The 20,864-nt window shown below is 73.1% G+C and carries 21 protein-coding genes and 2 pseudogenes; 11 read left to right on the top strand and 12 right to left on the bottom strand.

Translation table 11 applies throughout. The annotated features are described in order from the left end of the window. Window positions 1-82: 82 nt before the first annotated feature. From VE614_RS08545 to VE614_RS08555, 3 genes are read right to left on the bottom strand one after another with little or no spacing between them, the layout of a single operon-like run. A complete protein-coding gene (locus VE614_RS08545) occupies window positions 83-838 on the bottom strand; it encodes a ferredoxin reductase (protein ID WP_324934303.1) in 756 nt (251 codons plus the stop codon). Then, entirely contained in the window at window positions 831-1,436 is a 606-nt protein-coding gene (locus VE614_RS08550) for a sulfite oxidase-like oxidoreductase (protein ID WP_324934305.1), read from the bottom strand. The genes VE614_RS08545 and VE614_RS08550 overlap by 8 nt, the downstream gene beginning before the upstream one ends. Window positions 1,437-1,490: 54 nt before the next feature. Beyond that, entirely contained in the window at window positions 1,491-1,937 is a 447-nt protein-coding gene (locus VE614_RS08555) for a MarR family winged helix-turn-helix transcriptional regulator (protein ID WP_324934307.1), read from the bottom strand. A gap of 105 nt (window positions 1,938-2,042) precedes the next feature. Here VE614_RS08555 and VE614_RS08560 point away from each other — a divergent pair, with 105 nt between their 5' ends. Both VE614_RS08560 and VE614_RS08565 read left to right on the top strand, forming a co-directional pair. Continuing rightward, complete coding sequence (locus tag VE614_RS08560) at window positions 2,043-3,062, top strand: hypothetical protein (protein WP_324934309.1); 1,020 nt, start codon at window positions 2,043-2,045, stop codon at window positions 3,060-3,062. A gap of 179 nt (window positions 3,063-3,241) precedes the next feature. After that, the gene (locus VE614_RS08565; protein ID WP_324934311.1) at window positions 3,242-4,036 is read left to right on the top strand and encodes a putative protein N(5)-glutamine methyltransferase; all 795 of its coding nucleotides are present in this window, start codon (window positions 3,242-3,244) and stop codon (window positions 4,034-4,036) included. Window positions 4,037-4,545: 509 nt separating this feature from the next. On the opposite strand, the gene VE614_RS08570 is transcribed toward VE614_RS08565, so the two are convergent. Beyond that, on the bottom strand, window positions 4,546-6,654 hold the full coding sequence (locus VE614_RS08570; protein ID WP_324934313.1) for a SpoIIE family protein phosphatase: 2,109 nt from the start codon (window positions 6,652-6,654) through the stop codon (window positions 4,546-4,548). A gap of 305 nt (window positions 6,655-6,959) precedes the next feature. Here VE614_RS08570 and VE614_RS08575 point away from each other — a divergent pair, with 305 nt between their 5' ends. The 3 genes from VE614_RS08575 to VE614_RS08585 all read left to right on the top strand — a co-directional run bounded on the left by VE614_RS08575 (window position 6,960) and on the right by VE614_RS08585 (window position 10,171). Further along, on the top strand, window positions 6,960-7,328 hold the full coding sequence (locus tag VE614_RS08575; protein ID WP_324934315.1) for a hypothetical protein: 369 nt from the start codon (window positions 6,960-6,962) through the stop codon (window positions 7,326-7,328). Window positions 7,329-7,570: 242 nt separating this feature from the next. Further along, entirely contained in the window at window positions 7,571-9,586 is a 2,016-nt protein-coding gene (locus VE614_RS08580; protein WP_324934317.1) for an NADPH-dependent 2,4-dienoyl-CoA reductase, read from the top strand. Window positions 9,587-9,619: 33 nt separating this feature from the next. Continuing rightward, window positions 9,620-10,171, top strand: a complete 552-nt coding sequence (locus tag VE614_RS08585) for a PadR family transcriptional regulator (protein ID WP_324934319.1) — start codon at window positions 9,620-9,622, stop codon at window positions 10,169-10,171. Here VE614_RS08585 and VE614_RS08590 read toward each other — a convergent pair. Beyond that, the gene (locus VE614_RS08590; RefSeq protein ID WP_324934321.1) at window positions 10,159-10,695 is read right to left on the bottom strand and encodes a hypothetical protein; all 537 of its coding nucleotides are present in this window, start codon (window positions 10,693-10,695) and stop codon (window positions 10,159-10,161) included. The genes VE614_RS08585 and VE614_RS08590 overlap by 13 nt on opposite strands. Before the next feature lie 205 nt (window positions 10,696-10,900). Continuing rightward, entirely contained in the window at window positions 10,901-11,872 is a 972-nt protein-coding gene (locus tag VE614_RS08595; protein ID WP_324934323.1) for a fibronectin type III domain-containing protein, read from the bottom strand. A gap of 368 nt (window positions 11,873-12,240) precedes the next feature. Here VE614_RS08595 and VE614_RS08600 point away from each other — a divergent pair, with 368 nt between their 5' ends. Further along, window positions 12,241-13,038: a glycoside hydrolase family 75 protein gene (locus VE614_RS08600; RefSeq protein ID WP_324934325.1), complete on the top strand. Its 798-nt coding sequence runs from the start codon at window positions 12,241-12,243 to the stop codon at window positions 13,036-13,038. A gap of 134 nt (window positions 13,039-13,172) precedes the next feature. Here VE614_RS08600 and dhaM read toward each other — a convergent pair whose 3' ends face one another. Genes dhaM through dhaK form a run of 3 tightly spaced genes read right to left on the bottom strand, consistent with a single transcriptional unit; the run spans window position 13,173 to window position 15,223 of the window. Continuing rightward, window positions 13,173-13,583, bottom strand: a complete 411-nt coding sequence (gene dhaM / locus VE614_RS08605) for a dihydroxyacetone kinase phosphoryl donor subunit DhaM (RefSeq protein ID WP_324934365.1) — start codon at window positions 13,581-13,583, stop codon at window positions 13,173-13,175. A gap of 1 nt (window position 13,584) precedes the next feature. Next, complete coding sequence (gene dhaL, locus VE614_RS08610; protein WP_324934327.1) at window positions 13,585-14,184, bottom strand: dihydroxyacetone kinase subunit DhaL; 600 nt, start codon at window positions 14,182-14,184, stop codon at window positions 13,585-13,587. 46 nt (window positions 14,185-14,230) lie between these two features. Further along, on the bottom strand, window positions 14,231-15,223 hold the full coding sequence (gene dhaK / locus VE614_RS08615; protein ID WP_324934329.1) for a dihydroxyacetone kinase subunit DhaK: 993 nt from the start codon (window positions 15,221-15,223) through the stop codon (window positions 14,231-14,233). 415 nt (window positions 15,224-15,638) lie between these two features. Here dhaK and VE614_RS08620 point away from each other — a divergent pair, with 415 nt between their 5' ends. The 3 genes from VE614_RS08620 to VE614_RS08630 all read left to right on the top strand — a co-directional run bounded on the left by VE614_RS08620 (window position 15,639) and on the right by VE614_RS08630 (window position 17,350). After that, window positions 15,639-16,025 (top strand): DUF3662 domain-containing protein, encoded by a 387-nt coding sequence (locus VE614_RS08620; protein WP_324934331.1) that lies wholly within the window; start codon window positions 15,639-15,641, stop codon window positions 16,023-16,025. Between the two features lie 259 nt (window positions 16,026-16,284). Further along, the gene (locus VE614_RS08625) at window positions 16,285-16,533 is read left to right on the top strand and encodes a hypothetical protein (protein ID WP_324934333.1); all 249 of its coding nucleotides are present in this window, start codon (window positions 16,285-16,287) and stop codon (window positions 16,531-16,533) included. Window positions 16,534-16,828: 295 nt separating this feature from the next. Next, on the top strand, window positions 16,829-17,350 hold the full coding sequence (locus tag VE614_RS08630) for a hypothetical protein (protein ID WP_324934335.1): 522 nt from the start codon (window positions 16,829-16,831) through the stop codon (window positions 17,348-17,350). Between the two features lie 8 nt (window positions 17,351-17,358). Here the strand turns inward: VE614_RS08630 and VE614_RS08635 are convergent, their stop codons facing one another. After that, window positions 17,359-17,889 (bottom strand): hypothetical protein, encoded by a 531-nt coding sequence (locus tag VE614_RS08635; protein WP_324934337.1) that lies wholly within the window; start codon window positions 17,887-17,889, stop codon window positions 17,359-17,361. Window positions 17,890-18,723: 834 nt separating this feature from the next. Here VE614_RS08635 and VE614_RS08640 point away from each other — a divergent pair. Together VE614_RS08640 and VE614_RS33700 are read left to right on the top strand one after the other, a co-directional pair. Beyond that, complete coding sequence (locus tag VE614_RS08640) at window positions 18,724-19,959, top strand: epoxide hydrolase (RefSeq protein WP_324934339.1); 1,236 nt, start codon at window positions 18,724-18,726, stop codon at window positions 19,957-19,959. A 170-nt stretch (window positions 19,960-20,129) separates the two neighbouring features. Further along, window positions 20,130-20,370 (top strand): annotated as a pseudogene (locus VE614_RS33700) (hypothetical protein); the annotation flags it as partial. A gap of 17 nt (window positions 20,371-20,387) precedes the next feature. Here the strand turns inward: VE614_RS33700 and VE614_RS08645 are convergent. Both VE614_RS08645 and VE614_RS08650 read right to left on the bottom strand, forming a co-directional pair. Next, a pseudogene (locus tag VE614_RS08645) lies at window positions 20,388-20,480 on the bottom strand (IS5/IS1182 family transposase); the annotation flags it as partial. A gap of 136 nt (window positions 20,481-20,616) precedes the next feature. Further along, window positions 20,617-20,847, bottom strand: a complete 231-nt coding sequence (locus tag VE614_RS08650) for a hypothetical protein (RefSeq protein WP_324934342.1) — start codon at window positions 20,845-20,847, stop codon at window positions 20,617-20,619. Window positions 20,848-20,864 lie beyond the last annotated feature (17 nt).

Consider the following 20,864-nt stretch of genomic DNA (forward strand, 5'->3'; position numbering starts at 1 on the left):
CTCGCGCGCGAGCACCCCTGTGCGTCCTCGTACCCGTCCGGTGGAGTTCGCTCACGCAGAGGGGGAGGGGCGGGGGCGGGACTCAGCCGAAGCGCTCGATCCGGATCCGGTCCACCGGCTGGCCGGCCGCCACCAGCAGCCGGGAGGCGTGCTCGGCGAAGGCGTTGGAGCCGCAGACGTAGACCTCCCAGCCACCCGGCGGCCGCTCGGCCAGCACGGGCTCCAGATGCGCGGCGGTCATCCGGCCCACCGGGGTGCCCCGCGGGGCGCTCCGGGTGAACACGGGGGTGGTCTCGGCGCCGTACTCCCGGGCGTAGATCAGCTCCTCGGGGCTGCGCGCGGACACCAGCAGCCGCAGCGGCACGTCGAGCCCGCGCGCCCGGTGGTGCCGGACCATCGACATCAGCGGGACGACACCGGAGCCGGCGCCGATCAGCAGCGCGGGCCGGTCGCCGGGCCACGCGAAGAAACCGCTGACCGGGCCGCGCACCTCGACGCGGTCGCCGGGCCGGGCCTCGGCGTGGAACCAGCCGGAGACCTCACCGCCCTCGACGTGGTCCAGGGTCAGCTCGATGTGCCCGGAGTCGTCGGGCGCGGACGCCAGCGAGTAGTGGCGCTGGGCGGAGTAGCCGTCCTCGGCGGTCAGCCGCAGTTGCAGATGCTGGCCGGGGACATGGCCCACCCAGGCGGGCACCGCGAACCGGTAGGTGGCGGCGCGCGGAGTCTCCCGCCGGATCTCGGTGAGGGTGGCGGTCTGCCAGACGTTCGCGCCCCGGTGGGTCACGGCGATCCGGCCGGGGATGGCGAACCGGGTCGGGGGAGTGAAGGTCTCAGTCACCGGAGTACCGCTGCTCCTCCCACGGGTTGCCCCGCGCGTGATAGCCGTTCTGCTCCCAGAAGCCGGGCTCGTCGTGGTCGAGGAGGGTCAGGCCCGCGATCCACTTGGCGCTCTTCCAGAAGTACAGGTGCGGCACCAGCAGCCGCGCCGGGCCGCCGTGCTCGGGGGCGAGCGGCTGCCCGTCGTAGGTGAAGGCGATCCACGCCTTCCCGCCGGTCAGGTCGGTCAGCGGCAGGTTGGTGGTGTACCCGGTGTGCGAGTAGGCGACCGCGTGCGTCGCGGTCGGGAGGGGCCGCACGGCGTCCAGGAACGCGTCCAGCGACACGCCCCCGAAGCGCACCCCGAACTTCGACCAGCTGGTCACGCAGTGGATGTCGCCCTCGTACACCGAGCCGGGCAGCGCGTGCGCCTGCTCCCAGTTCCAGGTGCGGGGCGCCTCGGCCAGTCCGTCGACGCGGAAGGTCCAGTCGGCGGGGGTCAGGTCGGGGGTGACCTCGGCGGACAGCACGGGCCAGTCGTCGCCCGCGTCGTACTGCCCGGGCGGCAGGCCCGGACGGTGGACGCGCGGGCGTCCGGTGAAGCCTCGAGTGACGTTCATGGTTCAACCGTACGTGCCCGTGACGGGTGCTCCGACGCCCGGGGGGATCACCGGTCAGGTGTCCTCGGGCTCGGGCTCGGGTGGTGCCCAGGCGTTGTAGCGGACCAGATACCCGGCGAAGCGGGCCAGGTCCTCCTCGGGCCAGTCCGCCAGCCGCTCCCGGAACGCCGCCCGGCGGCTCTCGGTGACCTGGGCGAGCAGCTGCCGCCCGGGACCGGTGAGATGCAGTACCTGCACCCGGTGGTCGTCCGGGGCGAGCCGCCGCTCGATCAGCCCGGCCCGCTCCAGGGTGGCGACCTGGCGGCTGACGGTGGACTTGTCCAGGGCGTAGTGCGCGGCCAGGTCGGTGGCACGGCAGCCGTCGCGCTCCTCCAGGTGGCCGAGCAGGGTGTACGAGACGAGCGACAGCTCCGGGTGCATGCGCCCCGCCGAGGCGCGGGCGCGCCGGGCGAAGACCGTCATCTCGCGCTGGATGGCCTCCACGGCCTCGGCTGCTGTCACGGGACCTCCCTCCCAGATCTAGTTGTATAGTACAACTCAAACAGAAAGTTGTATATGCCAACTGGTTCTGCGGGCCGGGTCGGCGAACCGGAGGAGGATGCGAAGATGCGGTCACCCGCGCTGCGCCATGTGCTCACGCACCTGGTCACGCCGCTGCTGATGTGCGTGGGCATGGGGCTCGCGTACATGGGGGCGTTCGTGACCCCCGAACCGAACCACCTGCCCGTCGCCGTCGTCGGCAGCGGCGCCGAGGCCAAGGTCTTCGCCCAGTCGGTCAAGGACCGGGCGGGCGACGCGCTCGACGTGCGGACCGTCCCCGACCGGGAACAGGCCGTCGCCCTGCTCCGGTCCCGGGACATCACCGGCGCCTACGTCCCGAGCACGCGGGCGCCCGAGGTCCTGGTCGCCACCGCCGCCTCCGACCTGGGCGCCATGGCGGCCGAGAAGGTCTTCACCCCCGTCGCAGAAGCCCAGGGCGTCCCGCTGAAGGTGACCGACGTGGTGAAGCCGGTCGACGACGACCCCACCGGACAGGGCCTGTTCTTCCTGATGATCGCGGTCAGCATCGGCTCCTACGCCTCGGTCGCGGTCCTCGGCGGCGCGGGCGGCGCGCTCCCGATGCGGCTGCGCGCGCTGCTGACCCTCGGTGTCTCCGTCGTCGTCAGCGGCATCGGCGCGCTGCTCGCCGGGCCCGTCTTCCACCTCGCCCACCACGACCTCACCGGGATCTGGGGGCTGGCCTGGCTCTACTCGGCGGGCATCCTCATGATCGGCGTCGGACTGCACACCTTCCTCAAGCGCTGGACCACGCTCGCCATGATGGTGCTCTTCGTCATGCTCAACTTCACCAGCTCCGGCGGTCTGCTCCGGCCCGAGCTGCAGAACGGCTTCTTCGGCACCCTGCACGCCCTCTGGAACGGTGCCGGGTTCGTGGAGGGCGCCCGCGGCCTGCTGTACTTCGGCGGCGACGGACTCGGCCGCACCGTGGGGACGCTGGTCGCCTGGCTGGTGGCGGGCCTCGCCGTCACGGCGGTCGCGGGCGCGTACGAGCGGGGCCGGAGCGCCCCGGTCTCCCCGGCCCCCCAGGAGGCGGAGGAGGAGGCCGAAGAGGCGGTCGGCGTCTGACCGTTCGACCCCCTGGGGTAGGGTTGCCGTCGGCTGCGGACGGACCCGGCCGCGCCAGATCAGGGAGGTGAGACCCATGACCGCTGCAACGGCACGGGTGCCCTCACCTCACCCCGGCGCGGATCGCCGGCCCGACTGACCACGAGGGCGCCCTTCGGTCCCCGAAAGGCTCTGGGTACATGCCCGCTTCTCGTTCCTTCCCGTCCCTCTCCTCCCGTGCGTCCGTCATCGACGCCCTGCGTGCCGCGGGCTGCGTGTTCGCCGAGGACGAGGCCGATCTCCTGCTCGACGCCGCCCGCACCCCCGCCGAACTGACCGTCCTGGTGGACCGCCGGGTCGCCGGCCTGCCGCTGGAACTCGTCCTCGGCTGGGCCGAGTTCCGGGGCCTGCGCATCACCGTCGAACCCGGCGTCTTCGTCCCCCGCCGCCGCACCGAGTTCCTGGTCGAACAGGCCCTCGCCCAGGCCCCGGAGGCACGGGTCGTCGTCGATCTGTGCTGTGGCTCCGGCGCGGTCGGCGCCGCCCTCGCCGACGCGCTCGGCCCCGTCGAACTGCACGCCGCCGACATCGACCCGGTCGCGGTGCGCTGCGCCCGCCGCAATCTCGCCGACGCCGGCGGCCGGGTGCACGCGGGCGACCTGTTCGAGGCGCTGCCCGCGGCACTGCGTGGCCGGATCGACATCCTCGCGGCCAACGTGCCGTACGTGCCCACCGGCGAGGTCGGCCTGCTGCCCGCCGAGGCCCGTGACCACGAGCCCCTGACCGCCCTGGACGGCGGCGCCGACGGCCTCGACATCGCCCGCCGGGTCGCCGCCCAGGCCCCGCACTGGCTGGCGCCCGGTGGCTGCCTGCTCACCGAGACCAGCGAACGCCAGGCCCCGGCGGCGCTGGAGGCGTTCGCCGAGGCGGGCCTGACGCCCCGTCTGGCGGTCTCCGAGGAGCTGTACGCCCAAGTCGTCATCGGCGTGGCCTGACCCCTGCAGCGCGTCGGTGACCCGGTCCGCCTGGGCCGGATCGAGGCCGTGGCAGCAGCACATCGGTGAAGAAGCCGTAGCCGACCGTTCGGCGCGCCTGGCTGTTCGCCCCGGAGGGCTACGGCACTCCGCTGGAGCGGGTCGCGCTCAGCCCGTCCGAGCCGCCGGGGCCGCCGGCCGGGCCGGCCCGGGACACCCCGGCCGGCGAGCTGGGGCCGCTGCTCGGGCTCGCCGGAGTCGCCGGGGAGGACGGTCCGTCACCGTCGGCGCCGGCCACGGCCGCTGTGACGACGGGCCCGCCGTCCCTGTGCTGGACGGCGGGCGGCGTGGTGCTGTCCGCGCCGGTCGTCGCACCGACGCGGACCCCGCGCCGCCCCGTCGCCCGCCGAGGACGTCACGGTGAAGCTCGACCGGCCGCTCGCCGACCGGCTGCTGCTGGACGCCTCCACCGGCCGTCCGGTGTCCTCCGAAGGCGTGGCAGGGGAGGGGCGACCCGGTTTGACGGGGACTCAGGTCCCGGCGTGTACGCGGGCGATGAGGACCGCGACGTCGTCGTGGTTGTCGGAGTGGTGCAGGGTGCGCAGCAGCAGGTCGCAGATCTCGTCCAGCGGGCGGGCCGGGCCATCGAGCAGGCTCAGCAGGGTGCCGAGACGTTCGTCGAGGGAGTGCCGGCGGGTCTCGACCAGGCCATCCGTGTAGAGCACCAGCAGGTCGCCCGGGTCCAGGTCGAACTCCGTGGTCGAGAAAGCGACGCCGCCCACGCCCAGCGGCGCCCCGGTGGGCAGGTCGAGCAGCTCCGGCCCGTGCCCGGAGCGCACCCGGACCGGCGGCAGATGCCCGGCGTTGGCGATCCGGCACTGCCGCCGCCGGGGATCGTGGACGGCGTACAGGCAGGTGGCGATCGAGTGGTCCAGGCCCTCCGTGATCCGGTCCAGGTGCTCCAGCAGCCGGGCCGGGTCGAGGCCGAGCACGGCGAGCGTGTTGGTGGCGGTGCGCAGCCGGCCCATGGTCGCGGCGGCGTTGATCCCACTGCCCATCACATCGCCGACGACCAGCGCCGTCCTGCCGTCGTCCAGCGGGATCACGTCGAACCAGTCGCCGCCTACCTCGGTGGTGGCCCCGGCGGGCTGGTAGCGGGAGGCCACCTCCAGGCCGCCGGTGACCGGCGGATGGCTGGGCAGCAGGCTGCGCTGGAGGGTGAGGGCGGTGTCGCGGGCGTTCTGGTACCAGCGGGCGTTGTCGATCTGCACCGCCGCCCGGGCCGCCAGCTCCCGGGCCAGCAGCAGGTCGTCCTGGCCGAACGGCACCGGATTGCCGGTCCGCTTCAGGTCCAGGGCGCCCAGCACCTCCCCCCGGGCGATCAGCGGCACGGCCAGATACGAGTGGACGCCCGCCCGGCCGAGCAGCACGGCCGCCTCCGGCGAGCGCGCGATCCGGGGCAGGTCCTCGTCCTTGACGTGCGGCACCAGCACCGGCCGGCCCGTGCGCACGCACTGGGTGACGAGCCGGTCGGGCCCGTAGCGGGCCACCTGCCCCGGCGGGTCGGCGGCCGTCAGTGCCTCCGGTGACCCCTCCGCGCGGACCGCCAGGGCCCGGATCACCGCGGCCTCGGCCGGGCCGAGGCTGCTGCGCCGCCCCTCCACCACCGCCGCCAGCAGATCCACGGCGGCCACGTCGGCCAGTTCCGGCACCGCGACCTCGGCCAGCTCGCGGGCGGTCAGCTCCAGGTCCAGGGTGGTGCCGATCCGCGCGGACGCGTCGGCGATCAGGGCGAGCCGGCGCCGGGCCGTCTCCGCCTCCACGCCCGCCCGGTGCTGCTCGGTGACGTCCACCACCGACAGCGCCACGCCCAGCACGGTGCCGAACGCGTCCTCCAGCCGGTACAGCGAGACCGACCAGACGTGGTCCTCGTCGGGATCGGCCGGGGTCCGCCCGACCGAGGGCCGGTCGACCACCGACCGCCCGGTGTCCATCACGCGGCGTGCCGCCGCCTCCAGCGCGTCGGCGTCCATCCTCGGCAGCACCTCCGGCACCGTACGGCCCAGGTGCTGCTCGGCGCTCAGGCCGTCGATCCGCTCCAGCGCCGGGTTCACGGAGACATAGCGCAGCCCGGTGTCCAGCACGGCCAGCCCGATCGGCGACTGCGCCACCATCCGGGACGACAGCGCCACGTCCCGCTCCAGCCGGCGCACGGTCGACTGGTCGGCGGCGAGCCCCAGGGCGTAGACGTCGCCCCGGTCGTCCAGCAGCCGCATGTTGCGGAACTCCACCAGCCGGGTGCTGCCGTCCTTGTGCCGCACCGGGAAGGCCCCTGCCCAGCCCCGGCCGGTGGCCACCACGTCCGCGAACAGCTTGATCACCAGTTCGAGGTGCTGCTCGTGCACCATCAGTCGGGCCGCGTACCGGCCCAGCGCCTCGTGGGCCGGATAGCCGAACAGCTCCTCGGCCTGGGGGCTCCACAGCACGATGCGCCCCTCGGCGTCGAGCACGACCGAGGCCACGCCCAGCACGTCCAGCAGCCCGCTGGGGCGTTCCGTGGCGCGCTCCAGACCGCTGGGGCGTCCCGCATCATGGTCCGACCCGGCTCCGCCGGCCGCCGGTGGCCCGGTCGCACTCATCCCACGCACCGCCTTCGCCTCGGCACGCCCGCCCCGTGCCGACTCCCCGTCTCGTCCTGCGCTCAACCATCTCTCTTACGCCACCTCGCCCTACTCCACCATCCCCCGACATGGCCCGACCGGCCGGAAGAATCACCCGGGCGTGGTGCAAGAGGGGCGTTATGACCCACATGGGGCGGGTTCGTACCGATGAGATCCCGCCGGTGGTGCCCCGCCGGGGCGGGTGCTTTCCTGAGGTGAGGAGTGCGGGCGGCCGCGCGGGGCACTCGCGCATTCCCGGCACTGCCACGAGAGGAGCGGTCACCATGAACGGCGAACGGTCGCACCCGGAGTCCGTCTCCGTTGAGATCAGCGGGTGCAGCAAGGAAGACGCCCGGGTGGTCTTCGACACCCTGTGCGCGAGCTTCGCGTCCGACCGGTGCGAGGACGACATCCCCGAGCAGTGGCACGAGACGCGTCCGATGGTCTGGCTCGGCACCTTCGACGTGTCCGAGCCCCACGAGGGCGCCCGTCCCGCCCGGCTCTCGGCCCCGGTCACGGCCGACGTCCAGGGCGGCTACTGGGCGATCGACCGGTTCCGTGCGACCCTCGACTCGCTGTTCTCGGTCCACGACCAGAGCACGGCCTCCGGCGACCAGGAGCGCGAACTGCGCCTGATTCTGGAAAGCCGCTGATCCACGCGACCCGGGGGCGGTCACCGGCAGCGATCGGTGACCGCCCCCAGTCGTGCCTCCCGCCCCCGGGAGCCGGTGCGCGACCCGAGCCGTATCCGGCGGGCCCGGCGGCCGGGCGGAGTCCGTAGCCCGGCGGTCTGTGCGACCCGTCACGTCTTGCCCCCACGCTTGTGCAACTAGTTGCACAAACGGTCAGCGGTCCTCTACAACTACAGGGCACCAGACCGCGCACGGAGGCGTCGATGAGCCGTTACCCGCACCTGCTGAGCCCGCTCGACCTGGGCTTCACCACCCTGCCCAACCGCGTCCTGATGGGCTCCATGCACGTCGGCCTGGAAGAGGCCGAGGGCGGCTTCGCGCGCATGGCGGCCTTCTACGCCGAGCGCGCCCGCGGGGGAGTGGGCCTGATCATCACCGGCGGCATCGCGCCCAACGACGAGGGGCGGCCGTACGAGGGCGGCGCCAAGCTCACCACCGACGCGGAGGCCGAGCAGCACCGGGTGATCACCGAGGCCGTGCACCGCGAGGGCGGCCGGATCGCCCTCCAGATCCTCCACTTCGGCCGCTACGCCTACCACCGCGACCTGGTCGCCCCGAGCCCGCTCCAGGCCCCGATCAGCCCGTTCCCGCCGCGCGAGCTGACCGACGCCGAGGTCGAGCGGACCATCGACGACTACGCCCGCACCGCCCGCCTGGCCCGCCGGGCAGGCTACGACGGCGTCGAGATCATGGGCTCCGAGGGCTACCTCATCAACGAGTTCATCGCCGCGCCCACCAACCACCGCACCGACCGCTGGGGCGGCTCCTACGAGAACCGCATGCGCTTCCCCGTGGAGATCGTCCGCCGGGTGCGCGAAGCGGTCGGCGAGGACTTCATCGTCGTCTACCGGCTGTCCATGCTGGACCTGGTGCCCGGCGGCTCCACCCTGGACGAGGTGGTCACCCTCGCCAAGGCCGTCGAGGAGGCCGGGGCGACCATCATCAACACCGGCATCGGCTGGCACGAGGCCCGCATCCCCACCATCGCCACCTCCGTGCCGCGCGGCGCCTACACCTGGGTGACCAAGCGGCTGATGGGCGAGGTCTCCGTCCCGCTGGTCACCACCAACCGCATCAACACCCCCGAACTCGCCGAGCAGCTGCTCGCCGACGGCACCGCCGACATGGTCTCCATGGCCCGCCCGATGCTCGCCGACCCCGAGTTCGTGAACAAGGCCGCCGCCGGCACCCCCGAGGCCATCAACACCTGCATCGGCTGCAACCAGGCCTGCCTGGACCACACCTTCAGCGGCAAGATCACCTCCTGTCTGGTCAACCCGCGCGCCTGCCACGAGACCGAGCTGGTGCTCTCCCCGACCCGGCTGCGCAAGCGCGTCGCCGTCGTCGGCGCCGGACCGGCCGGCCTCGCCTGCGCGGTCACGGCGGCCGAACGCGGACACGCGGTCACCCTGTTCGACGGCGCCGCCGAGATCGGCGGCCAGCTCAACGTGGCCCGCCAGGTCCCCGGCAAGCAGGAGTTCGACGAGACCCTGCGCTACTTCCGCCACCAGCTCGACGCCCACGGCGTGGACGTACGGCTGAACACCTGGGTGGACGCCGCGGACCTCGCCGGCTACGACGAGGTCGTGGTGGCCACCGGCGTCACCCCGCGCACCCCCGACATCCCCGGCGTCGACCACCCGAGCGTCGTCGGCTATCTCGACGTGCTGCGCGACCGCGCCCCCGTCGGCGAGCGCGTCGCCGTCCTCGGCGCCGGCGGCATCGGCTTCGACGTCGCCGAGTACCTCACCGACAGCGGCGACAAGGCGCACGAGGACCCCGCGACGTACTTCCGCCACTGGGGCGTCGACATGGACTACGCGGCGCCCGGCGGCCTCGCCGCCCCCGAGCGGCCCGCCCCGCCGCGCACCGTCCACCTGCTCCAGCGCAAGGCCAGCAAGGTCGGCGCGGGCCTCGGCAAGACCACCGGCTGGATCCACCGCACCGAGCTGAAGCACCGCGGCGTCACCATGGTGCCCGGCGTGCGCTACGACCGGATCGACGACGCCGGACTGCACATCACCGTGGGCGAGGAGAGCACCGTCCTGGAGGTCGACACCGTTGTGCTGTGCACCGGCCAGGAGCCGCGCCGCGACCTGTACGAGGCGCTGATCGCCGCCGGGCGCCCGGCCCACCTCATCGGCGGTGCCGACGTGGCGGCCGAGCTGGACGCCAAGCGCGCCATCAAGCAGGGCACCGAACTCGCGGCGGCGCTCTGAGCCGGGCCGGGGGCCGTCCCTAGGATGGCCCCCATGTCACTCCCGCACGCGATCCTCACCGCTCTGCTCGAAAAGCCCTCCTCGGGGCTGGAGCTGACCCGCCGGTTCGACAAGTCGATCGGCTACTTCTGGTCGGCGACCCACCAGCAGATCTATCGCGAGCTGGGAAGGCTGGAGGCCGCCGGCCTGATCCGGGCGCTGCCCAGCGAGCAGCCGGCCCGCGGGCAGAAGAAGAGCTACGAGGTGCTGCCCGCCGGCCGCGCCGAACTCGCCCGCTGGACCGCCGCGCCCCAGGACCCCAAGCCGCACCGCGACACGCTGCTGCTGCGGCTGCGCGCCGGAGCCGTGGTCGGCACCGAGGGCCTGGAGGAGGACCTGCGCCGCCATCTGGAGCTGCACCGGCGCCAGCTGGCCGAGTACCGGGAGATCGAGAAGCGGGACTTCCCGCCCGGCCGGGACAGCACCCAGGACCGGCTGCGGCACCTCGTCCTGCGGGCGGGCATCGACCTGGAGACCTTCTGGACCCAGTGGCTGACCCACGCGCTGGCGGAGTTGGCCGAACCGCCCCCGGATCAGAGCCGGTAGGGCTTGCCCCGGCGGCGCAGGAACCAGCCGCCCGCGATGGCTCCGATGCCGACCAGCACACCGCCCGCCACCATGGTGACGGCGCCGAAGTCCTTGGTGCCGCCGCCCACGCCGCCCATCACACCCCGTGAGGGCGAGGCGGTCGGGGAGGCGGTGCGGGGCGCGGACGAGGAGACGATGACGGATTGGCTGCCCGCGGTGCTGCCGTTGGAGCACACCACGACGACCGTGTACGTCCCCGGACTCACGTTGGACCAGGCGGCGGACTGCAGACTGGCGGTGCCGGTCAGCGCCGCCTGACGGCCCTGGGCGAAGTTCGCCTGGCTGCTGGTCAGCAGGGAGGCGTTGCCCCAGCTGCCGCCGACCTGGGTGCAGGCGCTGGTCGTCACCGAGACGGTGGAGCCGCTGGTGCTCACCGAGATCCCGGAGACCGCGCCGGCCGGCTGGGCGGCGAGGCCGAGCGGCAGCGCGGCGGCGGCTGCCACGGCCAGCCCGCAGCGGTGAAGTGGCTGAGTATTGCGCATGGAAGTGTCCTCCGGCTGCACGGTTGGCGGTACATCCCTTGCGCCGCCTGGGTCGGGGAACGCCCGTGCTGCCTCAGGGTCAGCCAACGTCCCCCGGCCGTGTCCCGCATGCGGGCGGCCCGCATGCGGGTGACGAATGGGCCCGTCCGAGGGAATACGGGCGGGCCGGCGCCGCTCCGGCCCCAAGACTGTGCGGTGCCCGGACTCACTCGCCCGTCGTGACCGTGCGCTCCGCCGAGAATCCGCCCCACGTGCCGTCCGGCAGCTTGGCGCGGATGCGCACCCGGTGCCGTACGCCGTCCTCGCGGCCGAGGTAGAAGCTGTACGTCGCCTTCTCGCGGGGTGCGGTCCCGCCCCACACCAGAGAGGTGGCCGCCCGTCCGTCGAGGTGGATCTGATAGTCGGTGATCACTCCGTCGGCGCGGGGCGGCACCCAGGACAGGTCGAGGTAGTGGGCGCCGCCCTCGGCGCGGGCCGTCGCCCGGAAACCGGTCGGCGCGGTGCCGCGGCCGTCGTCGTCACCGGGGGCGGTGGTGAGCCGGACGGCGGCGCTCGCCGGGGAGACGTTGTCCGCCGCGTCCCGGGCCCGGACCGTGAAGGAGTAGCGGGTGCCCGGCCGCAGCCCCGTGACGACCGTCCCGGTCTGGCTCCCGCCGACACTGTGGATCTTCGTGCCGCCCTGGTGGATGTCGTACGACGTCACCCGCCGGTCGTCCCTCGCCGCGTCCCAGGTGAGCTGCACCGACCGGCTCCCGGCCGTCCGTCCCCGCAACCCGGCCGGCCGGGAGGGTGCCGAGCGGTCGGCGGCGACGGCCGCGGGGGTGGTGGCCCGCACCTCGCGGCTGGGCGGTCCGAGCCGTCCGTCGGCGTCCCGGGCGCGCACGGTGAAGACATGGGTGGTGGAGGGCCGCAGCCGGGTGACGTCGACCATGTGCCGGGATCCCGGCACCTCGCGCACCTTGGCGGTGCCGCGATACACCTCGTAGGCGCGGACGCCCGCCTCGGTGGAGACGGCGTTCCACATCACGTGCACGCTGGTCGCGCTGCCGGCCGCCGCGGTGACGCCGGTCGGCGCGCCGGGGGCCGGGCCGCCCGCGTCCTCCCCGCGCCAGCCGCAGGACACCACGAGCGTCAGCGTGCCGCAGACCAGCAGCGCGGGCAGGGGAACGCGTCGCACGACTCGGCCTCCCGGGGGGACGGGGCGAGGAATGGTCCGGACCAATATGACGCCAGTGATGCGATCACATCAAGAGGGCGGGCGCTGGAGACGCCTCCGCGGGGTTGCGTATGCTGAACCCTCCCGCAGCCGAACTCGCCCCGAGGGCTAGGCGGTTCGCGGGCGTGGCGCGGGTCGCTGTCGTCGCCCTTCCGTGCCGCGCCGGTGCGGGCGGCCGGGTGGCCGGAGCCGACAGGCACTCAGGCACCCGGCCTCCGTACGGCCTTGGCCGCTTGCGCCGTCCGGCCCCATCGGGGTGGCCGCGTGATTCCCCCGGGGCACAGATGGGGCCGAGTGCCCGTCAGCCGCCCCCGAGAGGCCCCTCTATCGTGCGTGTCCAGTCGCTCACGCTGGTCGCGGCCAGCGCCGCCCTGCTCGCCCCGACGACGCTCCCCGGCGCCCCCGCCCCCGCCCCTGCCCCTGCCGCTCCCGCCCCTGCCCCTCCCGTCGGCGCCGCCGCCCCTGCCGCCCCCGTCCCCGCCGCCGCCCCCTCCGTCGCCGCCCCGGCCCGGGCGCGCGTCGAGCCGGCCGCCCCGCGCGAGGGTGCCGTACGCGCCGCCGACCTCCTGGCCCGTGCGCGGGACTGCGCTCCCGTCTCCCGCGGGCGCTACCGCGGCGACGACGGCGCACCCGCCGGCATCCCGGTCTGCGGCACGCGCGACGCCGTCTTCTGGAAGGCGGACATGGACATCGACTGCGACGGCCGCCCCGGCCGCCACTGCAACCGCCGCACCGACCCGTCCTTCTCCGCCAGTACGGCCTCGACCCAGTCCGACGGCCGCCATCTGGACGCCGAACGGCTGCCCTACGTCGTGGTGCCGGCCCCGAGCCGCGTCTGGGACTACCGCGCCCACGGCGTACGCGGCGGCTCGGTCGCGGCCGTGGTGTACCGCGACCGGGTGCGGTACGCGGTCGTCGGCGACGTCGGACCCGGCCACATCATCGGCGAGGCGTCGTACGCCACGGCCGAAGGGCTCGGCATCGACCCCGACCCGCGCAGCGGCGGAACCGCCTCCGGCGTCACCTACATCGTCTTCAAGAACTCCCAGGCGTCCCCCGTCGAGAGCCACGCCGCCGCCGTGGCGGTGGGGGAGCGGCTGGCGCGGCAGTGGGTGAACGGCGGTTGATGCGGCACCGGACCGGCCGGCGCCCGGTCCGGTGCCGGCCGGACCCCAGACGGCCGACCAGCCGTCGTCCACGGACAGCACCAGGGCGGGGCGGCGGGGCCGCGCGGGACGTACGGCCCGCCGCGTCGCAGGGCTCACACCTTGCGGTAGTCGTACGCCTCCATCGCCGCGGCGGCCACCGCGTCCAAGTCGGCTCCGGTGGCGGCCGTGACGACCGCCGCCACGGCGCCCTCCACGAACGGGGCGTCCACCAGGCGGGTGTGGCCGGGCAGTTCGTCACCCTCGGCGAGCAGCGCCTTCACGGTGAGCACGGCACTGCCCAGATCGGTGAGCACCGCGACACCGGCACCCCGGTCCACCGACGCGGCGGCCGCGGCGATCAGCTCCGCACTCGTGCCCAGCTCCCCGCCCTCCGTGCCGCCCGCCGGGGCCACGGGCACCGCCGTACCGCCACCGGCCAGCCCCCGCGCGAGGTCGGCGACGGAGGCGGCGACCTGCGCGCTGTGCGACACCAGCACGATCCCCACGAGCTTCTCGTCCGTCATGTCACTCACCGGCCGTCTCCGCGAGTCCCGCGACCAGCAGCGCCGCCGAGGTGGCGCCCGGGTCCTGGTGGCCGATGCTCCGCTCGCCGAGGTAACTCGCCCGCCCCTTGCGGGCCTGCATCGGCGTGGTCGCGAGCGCGCCCTGCTCGGCGGCGGCCCGCGCCGCGCCGAAGCCGTCGCCGAGCGCGTCCACCGCGGGCAGCAACGCGTCGATCATGGTCTTGTCGCCCGGCGCTGCACCGCCCAGGGCCATGACCGCCTCCACCCCCACCCGCAGCGCCCCGGCCAGCTCTTCCTCGCTCACCTCGGAGGCGTCCCCGAGCGCCTTGCCGGTACGCCGCAGCAGGGTGCCGTACAGCGGTCCGGACGCCCCGCCGACCGTCGAGATCAGCTGCCGTCCGGCCAGGATCAGCACGGCCCCCGGCGTGCCCGGGGCCTCCTTGTCCAGCACCGCGGTGACGGCGGCGAATCCGCGTTGCAGATTGCTGCCGTGGTCGGCGTCCCCGATGGGGGAGTCGAGGGCCGTGAGCCGCTCCGCCTCGCGGTCCACGGACGCGGCGGTCACCGTCAGCCAACGGCGGAAGAAATCGGCGTCGAGCACGGGATCTCCTTGCGTGAGAGGTCGGATGAACGCGTCGGCCGCCGGGTCACATGCCCCAGCGCAGGCCCGGTGTGCGCACCGGCGCGTCCCACAGCCGCAGCAGCTCCTCGTCGACCTGGCACAGGGTGACGGAGGCGCCCGCCATGTCAAGGGAGGTCACATAGTTGCCGACGAGCGTACGGGCCACGGCGACCCCGCGCTCGGCCAGCACGCGCTGCACCTCCGCGTTGAAGCCGTACAGCTCCAGCAGCGGCGTCGCACCCATGCCGTTGACCAGCACCAGCACGGGATTGCGCGGCTCCAGGTCCTCCAGGACCGCGTGCACGGCGACATCGGCGATCTCCCCCGAGGTCATCATCGCCCGCCGCTCCCGGCCCGGCTCACCGTGGATGCCGATGCCCAACTCCAGCTCACCGGGCGGCAGATCGAAGGTCGGGCTGCCCTTCGCGGGGGTCGTACAGGCGCCGAGCGCCACCCCGAAGGTGCGGGAGCTGTCGTTGACCTGCCGGGCGATCGCCTCCACCCGCTCCAGCGGCTGACCCTCCTCGGCGGCGGCTCCCGCGATCTTCTCCACGAACAGCGTGGCACCGGTGCCGCGCCGGCCGGCCGTGTAGAGGCTGTCGGTGACGGCCACGTCATCGTTGACCAGGACCTTGGCGATCTGGATGCCCTCGTCCTCGGCGAGTTCCGCGGCCATGTCGAAGTTGAGCACGTCACCGGTGTAGTTCTTCACGATGAACAGCACCCCCGCGCCGCTGTCCACGACCGCCGCCGCCCGCACCATCTGGTCGGGCACCGGCGAGGTGAACACCTCCCCGGGACAGGCCGCCGACAGCATCCCGGGACCCACGAACCCGCCGTGCAGCGGCTCATGTCCCGAGCCCCCGCCCGACACCAGCGCCACCTTCCCGGCGACCGGCGCGTCCCGCCGCACGATCACCCGGTTCTCCACGTCGACGGTCAGCTCGGGATGCGCTGCGGCCATCCCCCGCAGCGCGTCGGACACAACGGTTTCCGGAACGTTGATGAGCATCCTCATGGGTACCTCCTGAAGGGATGAGGCAGGCGAGCCCTGGACCTGCGTTGATCCGGTTCAGAGCGCGTATGGCCAGTCATTGGTCCTGGTGGTCCGTGACGGTCCGGGGCGGGTCCTGACGGTACTGAGGCCGACCCGACCCTGACCTCGGTGACAGCATGTCAGGCCCTGCGGGCGATTGGTTGCGGGACGACTGCAGCTCCTGTTCAAGGCAGTATCGGCCCTGCAGCAGCGAAGGTCACGCTGTCGGCGCCCTGGGCCGGCGGTAGGGGTACGTGGCGGTGCCGAGGACGACGCGGATGACGTCGATTCGGACGGTGTAGCCGAGCCGGTGCGGCACGGCTTCGTGCGGGCCGCCTCACGTGAGACCACTCTCGTGGGTGAGCCTGCGCAACAGACGCGAGGGGAGGAGCCCCCGATGAAGCTCTTTCGCACGATTGAAGGCGTCATGGAGCGCTGGGTGACGAATGCGCGGGGCTACCTGCTGCCGGCCAAGCAGCAGCCGGTCGAGGTCGTGGCGATACTCCTGCGACAGTGCGACGACAACGCCCTGATTCTCGGCCGGCAGCACATCGTGGCGCCCAATGCCTTTGTCATCGAACTGCCCCCGGACATCCATCGGCAGCTCTCCGACAACCCCGTGCCCGTGGCACCCGTCCTCGTCCATCAGGTGTGCCGTCATGCAGCCGAGCACGGATACACCTTCGCCGGCCCTGTCGCCGTCGACCTGCGCCTCGCTCCAGGCGTCACGTCCGCCCGGTTCCGCGTCCACAGCCGCATCAGCCCGGCGCGTGGGCGCCCCTAGGGGGTCTCGCCGCTCAGGCCCGGCTTGGAGCGGCAGAGCGGACAACGTCGGCCTGCTGCGCCGCGCCGTCCCAGCCGTCCCCGCGCACGGTCATCGCCCGTCTCCCCGGCGAACTGGGCTGCGGGCCACAGACCCGCAGCCCCGGTCGTCGGGGCCGGGCTGTCTGTGACACCAGGGTCGTAGTCCGTCTGGCGGAGGGTCCTCGTCTTCTGTGTGTCGTCCCTTTAGCGTGGGCGGCAGCCGTCGAAGGGAGGCCGCCATGGCGGACAAGCCGATGGGCCCGCTGGGTACGGAGATGCGGGAGGTCACGTTCCCGGACCAGTCCCGCGGGATCATCCTGGTCCAGGCGGGGACACCGCAGGACGAGGCAGATGGGATGGCCGCACGTCTGTGGGCCGACCTGCCCAAAGACCAGAGACGACGGGTGGCGCCTCAGCCGTCGGCCGGCTGGGACGCCGCCGCGTGTGGCGGTGAAGTCAGCAGCATGCCGACACCATCGCCGCAGTGACGTGCAGCGTGCTGTCCAGGCGGAGCTTCCTCTGCCGCTCCTGGTCCGCCGCTCCTGGTCCGCGCCGTCACAACGCACCGGCCGGCCACGAACGGGTCGTGGGCGTAGGTGAGCCGGTGCCCGCGGGCCACCGGCTCACGGAAGCAACGCACCGGGTGATCCGCCAGAAGATCCCCGGCAGAGTCAGCCCGAGCCTGAGATCCGACAGCTCCGACAAGAGACGACTGGGCGGGCTACGCCCCTGACGTATGTTCGGGCCAGTGACGCGCGCCCTGAAAACCCGGCTGGTGGCCCGGTGAGCGACTGGTGGGCCCACCTGACGGAACAGACCTGCCGGGAGGTCGACGCCGACGTGCTGCGGGATCGCCGGCTGTCGGCGGTCAGGTCCGTCTGGGAGGCACTGCGTCCGTTGGGGGTGGGCCTGCACGAGGCCGAGCAGATGGTCCACGCGCGATACGAAGCCCTCGGCGACCGAGTACAGCGCACACCGCCCGATCCGCTCGACCTTCCCTCACTCGCGGCCCGCGCCGCGGTTCTCCCGGGCAGGGTGGCGGCGGTGGAGGCACTTTGGGACGGCGATACCGTGCGCGGCTGGTTCGTGCTCCTGGTCGCGGTCCTGGACGCCCCAGACGGGGAGAGCCACCTGGCGACCGTCTGCCACCGCCCTGACGGCTCTCCGCCTGGCGTTGCCGCCGCCGAGGCAGGCCGGGCACTGGCCGGCCGCCTTGGCGTGCCGTTTCACTTCGCTTCCCCGGACGTCCCTGATGACGAGGCCCCGCGCTGGCGGACAGTCCAGCGGCTTGTGGAAGGGCCGTGACTTGAAGTTCAGCACTGCCACAGGAAGGCGCCCTGGGCGCAGGGCCCGCAGGCGAAGGCGAACGCCGTGCCGCCGCCGAAGTTCATTGCTGTGGTGTGATCCGGTCCCTCCTCAAGCTGTGCGACCAGGATCATGGGCTGAGTGCAGGTCGCGCACGCGGGTGTCTCGTCGCCTTGAAGCCAGTCGGGCTGTCCGCCGAGCTGTCCCAGAACATTCCGCGGGCTGTTTCCGCTGCGGTTACCCCATTCCTCGCGTGCTTCGGAGTAGTCGGCGGCAGGCGAGGACACCAGGGTCACGGCGTTGACCGCCCCGAGGCGGAGCACGTCCTCGTCCCCGTCCGGCACGGGTGCGGCCATCGGCCGCAGCGCGTCAGAGGGGTAGAGCAGGGCGCGGTTGCCGCCGGCCGTCGGGCTCCACTCGTCGCACAAGCCGGGATCGTTCTGGCACATGAAAATCGCCATGACGCGGTCGGCCTGAGTGTCGGCTTCGCCGGCCGGGCGGCCCAGGCCATCGAGGAGTATCTGGGCCAGGAACTGCATCGGCCCATCGCACGTCGCACAGCGGGGCCATGCCGCCCCCGCGGGGGCCAGCGGTGTACCTCCCGTGCGCGTGACCAGCGCATCGGGCTCACCTGGTCCTGCGTACGTCATCAGTGTCGTCGTCATGGGACCGGACCCTACGACAGCCCACCGACACCTCATCGGGCAAGGGCGGTGAGGAGGACGCGTTCGCGGAGGAGTGGGAGTTTGCCCCGGCCGACGGTGGCATCTCCTTGGTTCTGCCGGCCGCCGCTCGTGAATGCGGTGCACCCGGTTCGACCGGACCGAGCAAACCGGGCACGGCAGGTCATCGCACCGCTCCACGCTCCCAGGTGACTTGACGGTCCCGCCGTTGCGGGCGCTGAGGGCCGGGCCGCGGCACGGGCGAACCCGGGTTGAGGTTCCGCGCGAGTTCACGCGGTACCGGTGCCCTGACCACCCGCCTGGCCGCATACCGCTGCCGCAGGTGCAGTGGGCGCGTTCGCCGTCGGGCCTGGAGCAGCCGGAGAACGGTGCGGGCTGCTTCGGTCGTCTCTCGATGCGCCATGTCCTCGTGTGCCCCCCGAAAGGAGACGGGACAGTCCGCGTACAAGTTCCGGAGAGTGAGGTCACGTACTCACCGGTGCGGTTACCGCCCCCTCGGGCGGCCGGGCGGTGCCGGCGCACGTCACGCCCGCCGGTGCCAAGATGGTCGAGTCGCGGCGAAAGGAGGGCCTCAGTTGCCTGGCCGACCTGGCCGACCTGGCCGCCCCGGCCGCCCCGGCCGGTTCGTCCCGCGTAACCATCCAACAGGCCGACGGCGCCGCTTCCCCCTACCTGACAAGGAATCACGGCATGACCATCCCGCACGCCTTCCCCCTGGAGCCCACCCCTGTCCATGTGCCCGACGAGGTCCTCGACGACCTGCGCACCCGTCTCACATTGACCCGCCCGCCGCTGGACGAGGGGAATGCGGACTGGTCCTACGGCGTCCCGGACAGCTATCTGCGTGAGCTGGTCGCCTACTGGCGGGACGGCTACGACTGGCGCAAGACCGAGGCCGCCATCAACGCCCACGAGCACTACCAGGTGAGCGTCGCCGGTGTCCCGGTGCACTTCATGCGCAAGCCCGGCCGCGGTCCCCGCCCGATCCCGTTGATCCTCACCCACGGCTGGCCGTGGACGTTCTGGCACTGGTCGAAGGTGATCGACCCGCTCGCCGACCCGGCCGCGTTCGGCGGTGACCCCGCCGACGCGTTCGACGTCATCGTGCCGTCCCTGCCCGGCTTCGGTTTCCCCGGCCCGCTCACCGGCTTTCCGGACGTCAACTTCTGGAAGGTCTCCGACCTCTGGCACAGCCTGATGACCGAGACCCTGGGATACGAGAAATACGCCGCCGGAGGCTGTGACATCGGCGGGATCGTCTCCAGCCAGCTCGGCCACAAGTACGCCGACGAGCTGTACGGCATCCACATCGGCTCCGGGCTGCCGCTCGACTTCTTCACCGGCCCCCGCGCCTGGGACTTCGCCCGGAACCGGCCCCTCACCGACGACCAGCCCGCCGACGTCCGCGCCCGCATCATCGAGCTGGACCACCGCTGGGCGTCCCACCTCGCCGTGCACATGCTCGACGGTGCCACCCTGGCCCACGGGCTGAGCGACTCACCCGCCGGCCTCCTGGCCTGGCTGCTGGAGCGCTGGAACGCCTGGAGCGACAACGGCGGCGACCTCGAGTCCGTCTTCACCAAGGACGACCTGCTCACCCACGCCACGATCTACTGGGTGAACAACTCCATTGCCACGTCGATGCGTTACTACGCCAACGCCAACCGCTACCCCTGGACCCCCGCCCACGACCGCACCCCGGTCGTGCAGGCCCCGGTCGGCCTCACCTTCGTCACGTACGAGAACCCGCCCGGCATCCACACCGCCGACGAGCGCGTCCGGGCGTTCAAGGCCGGCCCGCAGGCCGATTGGTTCAACCACGTCAACGTCAACGCCCACGACCACGGCGGCCACTTCATCCCCTGGGAGAACCCCGACGCCTGGGTGAGCGACCTGCGCCGCACCTTCCACGGCCGCAGGCCCTGAACGGCCCGGCCGGCTCGTCCGGCGGCGGGCCAGGTGAACGTTGTCTGGGGGGCGTGCGCGCCGGTCGACGGGCCCGAACCGCCCGCCACGCCGCCTGTCGAGCCGGCCTCCCTGCGGGGCCGCGCTCGCTGGACGTCGCCGCGGGTGGAGCGCGCACGGCGAAGCTGGCGGCGCTGACCACTGTGGTGGACTTCCGCGGGACTCCGGAGGGGCTGCCGGTGCTGGCCGCGTTGCGGTCCCTGTCTGGGCTGCCGGGTCGTACGAAGGTCACCCCGGGTGAGATCGACACCGACCCGTTGGTCGGGGCATGGCGGCGGCCGGTGCTGTCGGCCCCGCATCTGGACACGGGCACGGTGGACCGGAAGGCCTCCACGTTCCGCGTGCTGAAGCGGTTGCACCGGCTGCTGCGCCGCCGGGAGATCTTCGCAGAGGCTGCGCGTGCGGGCGACGGCCTGGACGGCGTGGTGGAGGCCGTCGCCGCGCTCCCGGCAGTCCCGCAGGATCTTGTAGTTCCTCATCCGGCCGGGCAAGGGGGAAAACCGGCACCGGGGCGCGGTGCTCGCGCCGGCTTCTCCCTGCCGGGGTGGGACGCCGGGCGGAACGCCGCGTCGGCGACGTCACGATCCGGTACGTCCTCGTGGTCGAACCCTGAGGCGGCTACTTCCATCCCGTCAGGTCGTGCCAGGCGGCGGCACGTCTGGTGTGGATCTCCACCTGTTCCGGCACATACCGCTCGCACTGGGGGTTGTGGCAGGGCCCCGCGGTCCACACGGGGACATAGACGCCCATGGTCTTGTGCCGCTCCACGACGGTGTCGACGGGCTGCTTGCACGAGCGGCAGGCATGTCCCGACGTTCGGCCCGTCCGGCGTTTCCGGTCACTGTTCATACCAGCCACTTTAAGAC

Source organism: Streptomyces sp., assembly GCF_035645055.1.
Taxonomy (GTDB): domain Bacteria; phylum Actinomycetota; class Actinomycetes; order Streptomycetales; family Streptomycetaceae; genus Streptomyces.

Coding starts and splice junctions, on each gene's coding strand:
- VE614_RS08565 (WP_324934311.1), top strand. CDS start 3,242: ATGCCCGCTTCTCGTTCCTTCCCGTCCCTCTCCTCCCGTGCGTCCGTC.
- VE614_RS08560 (WP_324934309.1), top strand. CDS start 2,043: ATGCGGTCACCCGCGCTGCGCCATGTGCTCACGCACCTGGTCACGCCG.
- VE614_RS08580 (WP_324934317.1), top strand. CDS start 7,571: ATGAGCCGTTACCCGCACCTGCTGAGCCCGCTCGACCTGGGCTTCACC.
- VE614_RS08640 (WP_324934339.1), top strand. CDS start 18,724: ATGACCATCCCGCACGCCTTCCCCCTGGAGCCCACCCCTGTCCATGTG.
- VE614_RS08625 (WP_324934333.1), top strand. CDS start 16,285: ATGGCGGACAAGCCGATGGGCCCGCTGGGTACGGAGATGCGGGAGGTC.
- VE614_RS08620 (WP_324934331.1), top strand. CDS start 15,639: ATGAAGCTCTTTCGCACGATTGAAGGCGTCATGGAGCGCTGGGTGACG.
- VE614_RS08635 (WP_324934337.1), bottom strand. CDS start 17,889: ATGCAGTTCCTGGCCCAGATACTCCTCGATGGCCTGGGCCGCCCGGCC.
- VE614_RS08585 (WP_324934319.1), top strand. CDS start 9,620: ATGTCACTCCCGCACGCGATCCTCACCGCTCTGCTCGAAAAGCCCTCC.
- VE614_RS08650 (WP_324934342.1), bottom strand. CDS start 20,847: ATGAACAGTGACCGGAAACGCCGGACGGGCCGAACGTCGGGACATGCC.
- VE614_RS08575 (WP_324934315.1), top strand. CDS start 6,960: ATGAACGGCGAACGGTCGCACCCGGAGTCCGTCTCCGTTGAGATCAGC.
- dhaM (WP_324934365.1), bottom strand. CDS start 13,583: ATGACGGACGAGAAGCTCGTGGGGATCGTGCTGGTGTCGCACAGCGCG.
- VE614_RS08570 (WP_324934313.1), bottom strand. CDS start 6,654: ATGAGTGCGACCGGGCCACCGGCGGCCGGCGGAGCCGGGTCGGACCAT.
- VE614_RS08590 (WP_324934321.1), bottom strand. CDS start 10,695: ATGCGCAATACTCAGCCACTTCACCGCTGCGGGCTGGCCGTGGCAGCC.
- VE614_RS08550 (WP_324934305.1), bottom strand. CDS start 1,436: ATGAACGTCACTCGAGGCTTCACCGGACGCCCGCGCGTCCACCGTCCG.
- dhaK (WP_324934329.1), bottom strand. CDS start 15,223: ATGAGGATGCTCATCAACGTTCCGGAAACCGTTGTGTCCGACGCGCTG.